Origin of the sequence: Pseudogulbenkiania sp. NH8B (assembly GCF_000283535.1) — a bacterium.
Lineage (GTDB): Bacteria > Pseudomonadota > Gammaproteobacteria > Burkholderiales > Chromobacteriaceae > Pseudogulbenkiania > Pseudogulbenkiania ferrooxidans.
On the sequence record NC_016002.1, the window covers coordinates 221,936 to 233,913 of the forward strand.

The following is an 11,978-nucleotide window of genomic DNA, read 5'->3' on the forward strand; positions in this document are numbered from 1 at the left end:
CGCGCCCTGATCCCGACCCTGCGATGCTCGCCGTGCCCTTTGTACGGCGGCGTCATGCCAGCTCGTGGCGGTCGAATCGTCCAGGAGCTGGGCGATGACCGCAGAGCATCCCTGTGGGATGATTTCTTTCACAAACTCCGAGAGCTCGTCCGTGCTCTTGCTGTAGCGTCTCGTGGCCGATCATAGGCCGGTTCTGGGAGCTCGAAAGGGATAAGGACCACCAAGCAAAACGCCCCGGCAAGCCGGGGCGTTTTTCATGCTGACGGGGTGGTCTGCGCTCAGAACTGCAGGCCGACGCCGACGTAAGGACCATCCGCCAGCTTGCGGTTGCGCTGCGCGTCTTCGCGCTTGACGTCGAAGTAGCGGTAGCCGGTTTCCACGGTGAACAGCGGCACCGGGTTCCAGCGCAGGCCGGCGTTGACGTCGTTGACCTCGCGGATGCTGCCGCTGGAGGCGCCGGACGGGGCGAAATAGCCCTGGCCGAACAGGCTGAAGTTGGAACCCAGGTCGAGCGCGGCGCGGCCGCCGAGTGCCGCGGCGGAGCCGTAGCCGTCGGCATCGACGTAGATCGCCTTGGCGCCGGCGGCGACGGTCAGCGGGCCGGCCGGAACGGCGAACTCCAGGCCGACGCTGGCGCTGTCGTCGCCGTGCTTGTTGTTCAGGTAGTCGGCGGTGAAGCCGAGGCCGAGGCCGTTCGGGGTGCGCGACAGCGTCACGAAGTCGTCGCCGGCGCCGAGCGACAGGTTGCCGGCCTGTGCCAGCCCGCTGATGGCCACGAGGCCAAGGAGGAGGGTGGTCTTTTTCATGTGCTCTCCGAAAGGGAAGTTGCTGCGGGGAAGGGAGTAGACCACGCTCGCTCCCCCGGGTTCAACCGCCGAGCAAATCCAGCAGTTCGGACAGCCGCGTTTTCAGCGCCGCCACTTCGGCTTCCAGTGCCGCGACACGGCCGGTCAGGCCGACCTCGATCGGCGCTGCGGTCCCGGCCGGGACGAGTTCCGGCTCGCCGCTCAACAGGTGCGCCCAGCGCGCCTCGCGCTCGCCTGGCTGGCGTTCCAGCTTGACCACCAGCGGCGGGTACTTGTCGGCCAGCGTCGCCAGCGCGGTGTCGACTTCGTCGACGCCGGAGAAGGCGTAGATGCGGCCGGCCTTGCTGCGGATCTCGGCCGCGGTCTGCGGGCCGCGCAGCAGCAGCACGCACAGCGCCGCCACGCGGGCGCCGTCGATGTTCCAGGCGTAGGGCAGGCGGTGCTCGTACTTGGCGACGCGGCTGCCGGCCGGCAGCCGCTCCCCGACCAGCTTCTGCTCCATCAGGCTGGCCAGCGCCTGGCTCAATTCGGCCTCGGACAACTGCATCACCGGTTCGCGGCTGGTCAGCTGGTTGCAGGCGGTCAACAGTCCGTTGAGCGTCATCGGGTAGGCGTCCGGGGTGAGCGCCTGCTTTTCGATCAGCGCGCCCAGCACGCGCACTTCTGCCGGCTCGAGTTGGTGAGTGTCCATGGCGGTGCTCCTTTGTTGTCGTTTATGCCAAGGATGATCGCACCAAGCTGTCTCTCAGCCAACCCTCGGCGCGGGCGAACGGAAGGCGATTTGTTTGAGCGGGCGCAAGGAAGCGCAACGTCGCGGGGAGCAACATCGGTCGGAATCCGGCGGCTTGACAGCCGGCGGCAGCGACGCCACCCTGTGCTCTTTTTTTCAGCGTCCATAAGCACATCATGATTCGAGCCGACCTTCTCCTGGTGGAACAGGGCCTTGCTGCCTCGCGCACCGCTGCCCAGAACCTGATCGCGGCCGGGCGGGTGAGCGTCGACGACGACGGACGCTGCGTCGTCGTTGCCAAGCCAAGCCTGAAGCTCGCGCCCACGGCGCGCCTACTGGTGACGCCGGACGAGGCCGACCGTTTCGTCTCGCGCGGCGGGCTCAAGATGCAGGGCGCGCTGGCGGCGGCCGGGCTCGACGTGAGCGGCATGAGCGCGCTCGACGTCGGCCAGTCCACCGGCGGCTTCACCGACTGCCTGTTGCAGTCCGGGGCGAGCCGCGTGGTGGGGGTGGACGTGGGGCACGGCCAGCTCGCCGCCAGGTTGGCCGAAGACCCGCGCGTCACCTTCTTCGAGGGCGTCAACGCCCGCGCACTGGACCACGCCGCGCTGTTGGCGGCCAACCAGGGGGTGCCGTTCGAGCTGATGGTGTGCGACGTGTCGTTCATCTCGCTGACCCTGGTGCTGCCCTCGGCGCTGCCCCTGATCGGCCCCGGCGGCTACCTGCTGTCGCTGGTCAAGCCGCAGTTCGAAGTAGGGCGCTCCGGCATCGGCCGCGGCGGCATCGTCAAGGACGAAGGGTTGTACGATGGGGTGCGCCAGACCATCACCACGCTGGTCGAGCAGCTCGGCTTCGAAGTGCTGAAGTGGTTCGACAGCCCGATCAAGGGCGGCGACGGCAACCGCGAGTTCTTCATCTTCGCGCGCCGGCCGCTCCACCCCGTGCGCTGAGCCCCGTGGCGGCGCTGATTCGCGCCCGGTTTAAGCTTATGGCATAATGGCAAACGATTGTTCGAAAGGAGACGCCGACTGATGGCCGAATTTCTGTCGATTATGGCGGTCGTGATGCTGGCCCTGGTCGCCTGGGTGGTCCGTTCCCGTCGTCCGCCGGCGCGGCGCGTGCCGGCCGATGAGCCGTCCTACGCGCGCCACACCCAGACCCGCGCCATCGACGTGCCGTCGCAGATGACCGGGCGCGACTACGGCATCCTGCTGCGTGCCGCGCACGGCGACCGCAGCCGCCTGGAAACCTGGGTGTTGGCCGAGCAGCAGCGCGCCACGCCGCCGCTCAGCCGCGACGAGGCGATGGAGCGCCTGGCCGAAAGGCTGCGCCTGTCGCGCAGCTGAGCCCGTTACGCGAAAACCAAACAGCCCCGGCATGCCGGGGCTGTTTTGCTGGGGGCGCCGCTTCAGGCCAAGAGCCCGAGGTGGCGCCGCTCCCACGGCGTTATCTGGTGCTGGAAGTCGAGCAGTTCCAGCTCCTTCACCGCCAGGTAGGCCTGCACGAAGTCGCTGCCGAACAGCCGCTCCGCGCAGGGCGAGGCGCGCATGGCGGCGAGCGCGGCGTCCAGCGTGGCGGGCAGGCTGGTGTCGCCCTGCCGGAACACGTTGCCGCTCACCGGCGGATCCGGCGCCAGGTGCTCGGCGATGCCCGCCAGCCCGGCGCCCAGGCTCGTCGCCAGCGCCAGGTAGGGGTTGGCGTCGGCGCCGGGCAGGCGGTTCTCGACCCGGCGCGCCTCCGCGCCGCAGCGCGGCACGCGCAGTCCGACCGAGCGGTTGTCCTCGCCCCAGGCCAGGTTGACCGGGGCCGCCAGGCCCTTGACGAAACGGCGGTAGGAGTTGGGGTTGGGGCAGAACAGCGGCAGCAGCACCGGCAGGTAACGCTGCAGGCCGGCGATGAAGTGCAGCAACAGCGCGCTGTTGCCGCCGTCGGCGCGACCGAACAGGTTATGGCCGTGCTTGTCGACCAGGCTCTGGTGCAGATGCATCGAGCTGCCCGGCTCGCCTGCCAGCGGCTTGGCCATGCACACCGCCGACAGGCCGTGGCGGTGCGCGGTTTCCTTCAGCAGGTACTTGAACAAGAACATCTGGTCGGCCAGGCGCAGCGCGTCGCCGTGGCGCAGGTTGATCTCGAACTGGCTCGGTCCCATCTCGTGCAGGAAGGTATCGCTGGCGATGCCGAGCCGCTCGCAGCCGCGGTAGACCTCGTCGAAGAACGGCGCGAGGTCGTTGCGCGCCGACAGGCTGAAGGCGTCGCCGCCGGCCTCGTGCCGTCCGCCGCGCAGCGCCGGCGACTGGAACGGGGCGGCGTCGCCGTCGTGTGCGGCGAACAGGTAGAACTCCAGTTCCGGCGCCACCACCGGGCTGAGGCCGCGCGCGGTGTAGTCGGCCAGCACGCGCTGCAGCGCGCTGCGCGGCGCCAGCGGCGACAAGCTGCCGCCGTGGTCGACGTTGTCGCAGATCACCACGGCGCGCGCTGTGTCGCTCCAGGGGGCGCGACACAGCGTGGTCAGATCCGGGCGCAGCGCGACGTCCGGGTCCTGCTCGCCGTAGAAGCGGTAGTCGGGATAGGCGCCGGTGCAGGCCTGCACCGCCACGGCGCGGGGAATGCGGACTTCCTGGCCGTGGGCGAAGGCAAGGGCGGGGAGGGTCTTGCCGCGCGGGAAGCCGGTGAGGTCGGCGAACACCAGTTCGACCTCGCACACGCCTTCGGCGCGCAGCCATTCGGCCTGGGCGGCCGGCAGGGCGGTAGCGGACATGATTCGTCCCTTGTGGGGCGGTGGCCGGGTTTCCGTCGCCACCGCGTCGCGCCGCTAGCGGGCGGCGCGCACCGGGGTCACAGCACCCACTGCGGCTTGCCGAGCTTCTCCACCAGGATGCGCCAGGCCTGCAGCAGCTTCTGGAACTTGTTGTTGGCTGGGGCCAGCTCGCGCACCTTCTTCAGCAGCTCGTGGGCGCGGCGCATGTGGCTCTCGTGCCAGCCGTTGCGGTGCACATAGGCCAGCGTGGCGTTGACCAGGTTGAGCATCACCTGCAGGTTGCCCGGCATGTCCTCGTGCGCCTTGGCGAAGCGCTCGATGGCCTGCTCGAACTGGCCGGCCTGGGCGGCGCGCACCGCCTCGTTGTTGAGTTCAATCACCGACTGCACGTTGCTGGCGATGAGCTGGTGGCCGGCGTCGCGGCGGCCGACGTCCTCGAACAGGTCGCCTATCTGTCCCAGCAGCGCCTCGTCGTCGTGGTGGTTGCGCACCAGCGCCTGCATCGCGGCGTCGCCGGCGTCCTGCCGTCCCTGGGCGTAGCAGGCGCGGGCGAACTCCATCTGCGCCTCGGGCGGCAGTCCGGCGCCGAGCGTGGCGAAGCGCTCCTGCGCCTCGCTCAGCAGCTGGGCGGCGCGCTGGCGGTTGCCGCTCTTGAGCTGCAACTGGCTGTCGCAGACGTCCGCCATCCATTCGCCCACTTCGTTGTAGCGGTAGTCGCGGCGCAGGCTGGCGACGGTGCGCGCGGCGGCGCCGTTTTCGCCCTGCGCCATCTGGACGCGCGCCAGCATGGCGTAGTGGGTGGGGTGGCGGTGCCAGGTGTACTTGGCGATTTCGAGCGTCTCGCGGCTGGCGGCCTCGGCGGTGGCGAGGTCGTGATTCTTCAGCGCCACTTCGGCCAGCTGTTTCTGGCGCCGGATCACTACCGGCGACAGCCGGGTGGCGCTGGCCAGCATCTGCTGCGCCTTGTCCAGTTCGTGGTTGGTCTGGTGCAGCCGGGCGAGCCAGTCGTAGGCTTCCATCACCCGATCGTTCTCGCGCAGCACCTCTTCGAACAGCAGGCGCGCTTCGTCGTAGGCCTTCTGCCCGGTCAGCGCCTTGGCCAGTCCGAGCTTGGCCCACGGCACGGTCTTGATGCGCAGCACGTCCATGTAGAGGGCGCGGGCGGTGTCGTAGTCGCCGATCTTGAGCGACAGCGAGCCCTTCAGCTTCATGAAGTCGAGCGCGAATTCGCTCCGCTCGCCGATCTTGCGGCTGCAGGCGTCGATGGCGGCGAGGTATTCGTGGCGCATCACCGCCTCGTCGACGATGCGGAACGCCTCGCGCCGGCGCATGGCGCGCTCCAGCCGCTGCGCCAGCACCTCGCCGGTGAAGGGCTTGAGCAGGTAGTCGTCGGGTGCCTGTTCGGCGGCCGAGATCACGCGCTGGGCGCGGCGCTCGCCGGTGACGATCATGAACACGCACGACTGCTTGATCAGGTTGCGTTCCTTGACCTCTTCGAACAGGTAGAGGCCGTCGTAGCCGTTGCCGAGGTCGTAGTCGCACAGCACCACGTCGAACTCGTACTTGGCGAGCTTGGCCAGCGCGTCCCCCGCCTTGCTGGCGTACTCGACCTTCTCGGCGCCGAACGACGACAGCGTCATCGCCAGCGCGCGCTGCATTTCCGGCACGCTGTCGATGATCAGGAACAGCCGCTTGGCGTAGGGGTCGGCCATGGGCTGCTCGGCCGGACGCGCGCCCTTGTACGCCGAGGCGATGCTGTGAAACGAGGTGGACTGCGGCTTGAGATCGCTCATCGGGGTATCTTCCGGCAACGGTGCACGGCGGCCGTCAGGCCGCGCTGAGCTTGGCGTAACGCAGGTCCAGCCATTTCAGGCCGTGTTCGGCGAAGTTGATGTGCAGGCGCACGTCGTCGCCGCCGCCTTCGGCGTCGATCACCACCCCCAGCCCGAACTTGGCGTGCGTCACCGACTGGCCGATGGCGAAGCCCTTGAGGTTGGCCGAAGGGCGGCTCGGCGGCGGCTGGTCCAGCCAGGGCGCACGCGTGTTATGCGAGACCGGTAACGGTTTCACTGTAGCAGACAGCACGTGCAGCAGCTGGCCCGGCACCTCGTCGACGAAGCGCGAGCGGATCGGGTAGCGGCTCAGGCCGTGCAGCATGCGGCTCTGCGCCGAGCTGAGGTAGAGCCGTTTGCGCGCGCGCGTCACCGCCACGTACATCAGGCGCCGCTCCTCCTCCAGCCCCTTGGGATCGTTGAAGCTGTTCTCGTGCGGGAACAGCCCTTCCTCCAGCCCGGACACGAACACCGCGTCGAATTCCAGCCCCTTGGCGGCGTGCACCGTCATCAGCTGCAGCGCGTCCTGGCCGGCCTCGGCCTGGTGCTCGCCGGCTTCCAGGCTGGCGGCGCTGAGGAATTCCACCACCGCCTGCTCCGGGTCCTGCGGGAAGAAGCCGGCGGCGGCGTTGATCAGTTCGTCGAGGTTGGCGAGGCGCTCCTCGCTCTCCTTCTTGTCGGCCTCGTACATCGCCTTGAGGCCGGAATCGTCGAGCAGCAGGCTGACGGTCTCGGCCAGGTTCAGCGTGGAGGTGCGCGCGCGCAGCTGGTCGATCAAGAGTACGAACTTGCCCAGACTGGCGGCGGCGCGGCCGCTGCCGGAGGCGCAGGCGGCCTGCCACAGGCTGATGCCCTGCTCGCGGCTGGCGGCCTGCAGGCCTTCCACGGTGCGCGCGCCGATGCCGCGCGCCGGGATGTTGATGACGCGCAGCAGCGCGTTGTCGTCGTCCGGGTTGGCGATCAGGCGCAGGTAGGCCAGCGCGTGCTTGATCTCCTGGCGCTCGAAGAAGCGCAGCCCGCCGTACACGCGGTACGGCAGCTTGGCGTTGACCAGGGCGTGCTCGAGCGCGCGGCTCTGGGCGTTGGAACGGTACAGCACGGCGATGTCGGAGAGGTTCCAGCCGTCGCGCTGGAGCGCCTTGACCTCGTCGCAGATGAACTCGGCCTCGTCGCCATCGGAATAGGCGTCGTAGAGGCGGATCGGTTCACCCTCGCCGGCCTCGGTCCACAGGTTCTTGCCGAGCCGGCCGTCGTTCTTTTCGATCAGCGCGTTGGCGGCGGTCAGGATGTTGCCGGCCGAGCGGTAGTTCTGCTCCAGCCGCACCGGGCCGTCGATGCCGAAGTCGACCAGCAGCGAGCGCATGTTGCCGACCTCGGCGCCGCGGAAGGCGTAGATGCTCTGGTCGTCGTCGCCCACCGCGAACAGCGCGTTGTCGCGCCCGGCCAAGAGCTTGAGCCAGGCGTACTGCAGGCGGTTGGTGTCCTGGAATTCGTCCACCAGGATGAAGCGGAAGCGGCTCTTGTAGTGCTCGGCCAGCGCGGCGTTGCGCGACAGCACCTCGTAGCTGCGCAGCAGCAGCTCGGCGAAATCCACCACGCCTTCGCGCTGGCACTGCGCGTCGTAGGCGGCGTAGAGCTCGATCAGCTTCTTGGTGTAGGCGTCGTGCGCCGACAGTGCGTCGGCACGCACGCCGGATTCCTTGTTGCCGTTGATGAAGTTCTGCACCGCGCGCGGCGGGAATTTTTCGTCCGAGACGTCGAGGCTCTTCAGCAGGCGCTTGATCGCCGCCTGCTGGTCGGCCGAGTCGAGGATCTGGAAGGTGCTGGGCAGCCCGGCGTCGCGGTAGTGCGCGCGCAGGAAGCGGTTGCATAGGCCGTGGAAGGTGCCGATCCACATGGTCTTGACGTTGACCGGGATCATCGCGCCGAGCCGCGTCTGCATCTCGCGTGCCGCCTTGTTGGTGAAGGTCACGGCGAGGATGCCGGCCGGGCTGACCTGGCCGGTCTGGATCAGCCAGGCGATGCGCGTGGTCAGCACCCGCGTCTTGCCGCTGCCGGCGCCGGCCAGCACCAGCGCGCTCTTGGCGGGCCAGGTGACGGCGGAGAGTTGTTCGGGGTTGAGGCCGGAGAGCAGATCGGACATGGCGGGGCAGCAATCGTCAAAACGCCGATTTTACCCCAGCGCGCCGCCGCCCGTACGGACGGATCGAAGCGGCGTGTGACGGCGGCCGTTGCGGACAAGAAAGGTTGGCCGAAGCGGGCTTCGGCCAACCTTGGGGCAGTGTGACGCCCTAGCCCTTCACCCCCAGCTCGCGCAGCCGCTCGGCCAGATAGCGGCCGGCGCTGTAGCGCTCCGACAGCACCACCTCGTCGCGCGGGTGCAGGAACAGGGGCAGCGCGACGCGGCTCCTGGCGGCGGCTTCGCCCACCGGGTTGACCACGCGGTGCAGCGTGGACGGGTAGTAGCCGCGCGAGGCTTCGGCCAACATGTCGCCGGTGTTGATCACCAGCGTGCCGAAGTCGCACGGCACGTCCTGCCACTGGCCGTCGCGTCCTTGCACCTGCAGCCCCGGCTCGCTGGCGGCGGGCAGGATGGTCAGCAGGTTGATGTCGCCGTGCGCGGCGGCGCGCAGGGCGCCGGCCGGCTCGTCGCCGCTCAGCGGTGGGTAGCGCAGCACGCGCAGCAGCGTGCCGCGGCTGTTGGCGATCATGGTCGACAGCGGCTGGCTGTAGTGCGCGGCGATGTCGGGCGGGGTGTGGCGCTCCACCCAGCCCAGCAGTTCGGCCGCGAGCGCGCTGGCCACGGCGTAGTAGCGCAGGGTGTCGTCGTGCAGCTCGGGCGGAATGCGGCCCCAGGGGTAGACGTGGTAGTACTCCTTGAGGTCCTTCTGGGTGTGGCCCTTGGCGGTCTCGGATACCGCGGTGGAGAACCAGCCGTCCTGGGTCTCGGGCGAGAAGGCGTAGGCGTGCTTGGCGTCGCCGTCGAAAAAGGCCAGCCAGCGCCGGTACAGGTCCGTCACCAGCGCCTCCGGGATCGGGTGATGGCTGAGCACGGCGAAGCCGGTCTCGTGCAGCGAGCGGGCGAAGCGTTCGGCGGCATCGGCGGCGCGGTAGTCGACTTGCTGGACGTTCATCTCATGCTCCTATGGGGCATCAAGTCAGGTTGCAGCAAGGGAGCATGGGCGGCGCTGGCACCGCCCCAGGCTGCTGACAAAGTACCCTGTCCATTCTACCGGACCCGGCAAAGCCGGGCCGCTCCTGACAAGCTATTGAATCCGCAGCCTTCCTTATTTACACGACAAACCCCTTCCGCTTCGCAAAAGGGGTTTGTCAACAATCTCGCGCGGCGCCTGCACCGCCCGTGGCATGGCAGCTTACACCCGCTGGTCCATGTCCAGCCCCGGCGTGCCCGGTCCGGGCGAGCCCACCACCTTGGCCGGCACCCCGGCCACGGTGCTGTGCGGCGGCACGTCGTCCAACACCACGCTGCCGGCGCCGACCTTGGCGCATTCGCCGACGTGGATGTTGCCGAGGATCGCCGCGCCGGTGCCGATCAGCACGCCGTCGCCGATCTTGGGATGGCGGTCGCCGCGCTCCTTGCCGGAGCCGCCCAGCGTCACGCCGTGCAGGATCGAGACGTTGTCGCCGATCACCGCGGTTTCGCCCACCACCACGCCGGTGCCGTGGTCCAGCATCACGCCCTGGCCGATGCGCGCCGCCGGGTGGATGTCGGCGCCGGTCACCTCGGAGATGCGGTTCTGCAGGAACAGCGCCAGCGTCTGCCGCCCCTGCTGCCACAGCCAGTGCGTCACGCGCTGGCTCTGGATGGCGTGAAAGCCCTTGAAGTACAGCAGCGGGATGGAGTAGCCCTCGCAGGCCGGGTCGCGGTCGTAGCAGGCCACGATGTCGGCGCGCATCTTCTGGCCGATGACGGGGTCGGCCGCGAGCGCCTCGCGGAACAGCTCCATCAAGGCGCGCGCGTCCATCACCGGGCTCGAGAGCTTGCTCGACAGGTGGAAGGCCAGCACGTCTTCCAGCGTGTCGTGGCGCAGCACCGTCATGTGCAGGAAGCTCGCCAGCAGAGGCTCGGCCTGGGCGGCGGCTTCGGCCTCCTTGAAGACGGCAAGCCAGATTGGGTCGTCGTAGTTTTTGCTCATGCTTGTCTCGTTACAGTGTTTGCGGCGGCATTCCAAAAAGCATTAGGAACGAGAACGCGAAGGCAAGTAAGCGGGGCCGCAGACAGTACAGCTAGTACGGCAAGGGCTCGCTGAGCGAATCTTAAGATTCGCACGCGGTCCGCGGCCACGCGGCCGACAACGTTATCGTTTCTAAGGCGCATTTGGAATCACAGCAGCACCACGTCGAACTGCTCCTGCGGATAGGTGGTTTCCACCGACAGCGAGATCGGTTTGCCGATGAAGTCCACCAGCATCGCCAGGCTCTGCGATTCCTCGTCGAGGAACATGTCGATCACCGGCTGCGCGGCCAGGATGCGGAAGCCCTTGGCGTCGAACTGGCGCGCCTCGCGCACGATCTCGCGCTGGATCTCGTAGCACACCGTCTGCGCCGTCTTGATCTCGCCGCGCCCCTGGCAGGTCGGGCACGGTTCGCACAGCACATGCGCCAGGCTCTCGCGCGTGCGCTTGCGGGTGATCTCGACCAGCCCCAGGCTGGTGAAGCCGTTCAGCGTCACCCGGGTGCGGTCGCGCGCCATCGCCTTGGCCAGCTCGTTCAGCACCTGGCTGCGGTGCTCCTCGTTATCCATGTCGATGAAATCGACGATGATGATGCCGCCCAGGTTGCGCAGGCGCAATTGGCGCGCGATGGCGTGAGTGGCCTCGAGGTTGGTCTTGAAGATGGTCTCGTCGAAATTGCGGTTGCCGACGAAGCCGCCGGTGTTGACGTCGATGGTGGTCATCGCCTCGGTCTGGTCGATGATCAGGTAGCCGCCGAACTTCAGGTTGACGCGGCGCGCCAGGGCGCGGTCGATCTCGGCCTCGATGCCGTGCAGCTCGAACAGCGGGCGCTCGCCGCTGTAGCGCGCGATCTTGTCCACCGCGTTGGTGACGTACTGCTCGGCGAACTCCACCATGCGGCTGTAGTTCTCGGTGGAGTCGACGATGACGTGCTCGGTCGATTCGCTCACCATGTCGCGCAGCACGCGCACCGCCAGCGGCAGGTCTTCGTAGAGCAGGCTCTGCGGCGGTTCGGTGAGCGAGCGCTGGCGAATGTCGGTCCACAGCTTGCCGAGGTAGCCGATGTCGGCGGCGAGTTCCTGGTCGCTGGCGGTCTCGGCGCTGGTGCGGATGATGTAGCCCTTGGGCGTGCCGTCGGGCAGCAGCTTCTCCAGTCGCGCCTTGAGGCTCAGGCGGTCCTCCTCGTTCTCGATCTTCTGCGAGATGCCGATGTGTTCTTCCTGCGGCAGGTGCACCAGGAAGCGCCCGGCCAGCGAGATCTGCGTCGACAGGCGCGCGCCCTTGGTGCCGATCGGGTCCTTGATCACCTGGACCAGCACGGTCTGGCCCTCGAACAGCATCTTCTCGATGCGCTGCGGCTCGGAAGGATGCTGGCGCTGTTCCAGCACGTCGGCGATGTGCAGGAAGGCGGCGCGCTCCAGGCCGATCTCGATGAAGGCGCTCTGCATGCCGGGCAGCACGCGCTTGACCTGGCCGAGATAAATGTTGCCGACGATGCCGCGGCTGGCGGCGCGCTCCACGTGCAATTCCTGCACGATGGCGTCTTCCAGCACCGCGACGCGGGTTTCCTGCGGCGTGATGTTGACCAGGATCTGCTCGTTGGGGCGCGGCAGGTCGCGTGGCAGCGGAATGGATTGATGCAGCATGCGACGCTCC

General features: G+C 68.3%; 10 protein-coding genes. 2 read left to right on the forward strand and 8 right to left on the reverse strand.

The window, feature by feature from the left end; all coding sequences use genetic code 11:
- Window positions 1-278: 278 nt before the first annotated feature.
- Both NH8B_RS00955 and NH8B_RS00960 read right to left on the reverse strand, forming a co-directional pair.
- Window positions 279-806 carry a YfaZ family outer membrane protein gene (locus tag NH8B_RS00955; RefSeq protein WP_014085643.1) on the reverse strand — a complete coding sequence of 176 codons (528 nt, stop codon included), beginning with the start codon at window positions 804-806 and terminating at the stop codon, window positions 279-281.
- Between the two features lie 61 nt (window positions 807-867).
- Window positions 868-1,497 (reverse strand): YceH family protein, encoded by a 630-nt coding sequence (locus tag NH8B_RS00960; protein ID WP_014085644.1) that lies wholly within the window; start codon window positions 1,495-1,497, stop codon window positions 868-870.
- Between the two features lie 215 nt (window positions 1,498-1,712).
- Between NH8B_RS00960 and NH8B_RS00965 the strand changes: the two genes are divergently transcribed.
- Together NH8B_RS00965 and NH8B_RS00970 are read left to right on the forward strand one after the other, a co-directional pair.
- On the forward strand, window positions 1,713-2,486 hold the full coding sequence (locus NH8B_RS00965) for a TlyA family RNA methyltransferase (protein ID WP_014085645.1): 774 nt from the start codon (window positions 1,713-1,715) through the stop codon (window positions 2,484-2,486).
- Between the two features lie 81 nt (window positions 2,487-2,567).
- Entirely contained in the window at window positions 2,568-2,882 is a 315-nt protein-coding gene (locus NH8B_RS00970; RefSeq protein WP_008954733.1) for a hypothetical protein, read from the forward strand.
- 62 nt (window positions 2,883-2,944) lie between these two features.
- Here the strand turns inward: NH8B_RS00970 and NH8B_RS00975 are convergent, their stop codons facing one another.
- The 6 genes from NH8B_RS00975 to rng all read right to left on the reverse strand — a co-directional run bounded on the left by NH8B_RS00975 (window position 2,945) and on the right by rng (window position 11,968).
- A complete protein-coding gene (locus NH8B_RS00975) occupies window positions 2,945-4,294 on the reverse strand; it encodes a glutamine synthetase family protein (RefSeq protein ID WP_014085646.1) in 1,350 nt (449 codons plus the stop codon).
- Window positions 4,295-4,371: 77 nt separating this feature from the next.
- Complete coding sequence (locus NH8B_RS00980) at window positions 4,372-6,087, reverse strand: tetratricopeptide repeat-containing response regulator (protein ID WP_014085647.1); 1,716 nt, start codon at window positions 6,085-6,087, stop codon at window positions 4,372-4,374.
- A 34-nt stretch (window positions 6,088-6,121) separates the two neighbouring features.
- Window positions 6,122-8,269, reverse strand: a complete 2,148-nt coding sequence (locus NH8B_RS00985; protein ID WP_014085648.1) for a UvrD-helicase domain-containing protein — start codon at window positions 8,267-8,269, stop codon at window positions 6,122-6,124.
- 148 nt (window positions 8,270-8,417) lie between these two features.
- The gene (locus NH8B_RS00990) at window positions 8,418-9,260 is read right to left on the reverse strand and encodes an isopenicillin N synthase family dioxygenase (RefSeq protein WP_014085649.1); all 843 of its coding nucleotides are present in this window, start codon (window positions 9,258-9,260) and stop codon (window positions 8,418-8,420) included.
- Window positions 9,261-9,500: 240 nt separating this feature from the next.
- A complete protein-coding gene (gene cysE, locus NH8B_RS00995; RefSeq protein WP_014085650.1) occupies window positions 9,501-10,283 on the reverse strand; it encodes a serine O-acetyltransferase in 783 nt (260 codons plus the stop codon).
- Between the two features lie 188 nt (window positions 10,284-10,471).
- Complete coding sequence (gene rng / locus NH8B_RS01000; RefSeq protein WP_008954739.1) at window positions 10,472-11,968, reverse strand: ribonuclease G; 1,497 nt, start codon at window positions 11,966-11,968, stop codon at window positions 10,472-10,474.
- Between the last annotated feature and the right edge of the window lie 10 nt (window positions 11,969-11,978).

Coding starts and splice junctions, on each gene's coding strand:
- NH8B_RS00985 (WP_014085648.1), bottom strand. CDS start 8,269: ATGTCCGATCTGCTCTCCGGCCTCAACCCCGAACAACTCTCCGCCGTC.
- NH8B_RS00975 (WP_014085646.1), bottom strand. CDS start 4,294: ATGTCCGCTACCGCCCTGCCGGCCGCCCAGGCCGAATGGCTGCGCGCC.
- NH8B_RS00955 (WP_014085643.1), bottom strand. CDS start 806: ATGAAAAAGACCACCCTCCTCCTTGGCCTCGTGGCCATCAGCGGGCTG.
- cysE (WP_014085650.1), bottom strand. CDS start 10,283: ATGAGCAAAAACTACGACGACCCAATCTGGCTTGCCGTCTTCAAGGAG.
- NH8B_RS00990 (WP_014085649.1), bottom strand. CDS start 9,260: ATGAACGTCCAGCAAGTCGACTACCGCGCCGCCGATGCCGCCGAACGC.
- NH8B_RS00980 (WP_014085647.1), bottom strand. CDS start 6,087: ATGAGCGATCTCAAGCCGCAGTCCACCTCGTTTCACAGCATCGCCTCG.
- NH8B_RS00960 (WP_014085644.1), bottom strand. CDS start 1,497: ATGGACACTCACCAACTCGAGCCGGCAGAAGTGCGCGTGCTGGGCGCG.
- rng (WP_008954739.1), bottom strand. CDS start 11,968: ATGCTGCATCAATCCATTCCGCTGCCACGCGACCTGCCGCGCCCCAAC.
- NH8B_RS00970 (WP_008954733.1), top strand. CDS start 2,568: ATGGCCGAATTTCTGTCGATTATGGCGGTCGTGATGCTGGCCCTGGTC.
- NH8B_RS00965 (WP_014085645.1), top strand. CDS start 1,713: ATGATTCGAGCCGACCTTCTCCTGGTGGAACAGGGCCTTGCTGCCTCG.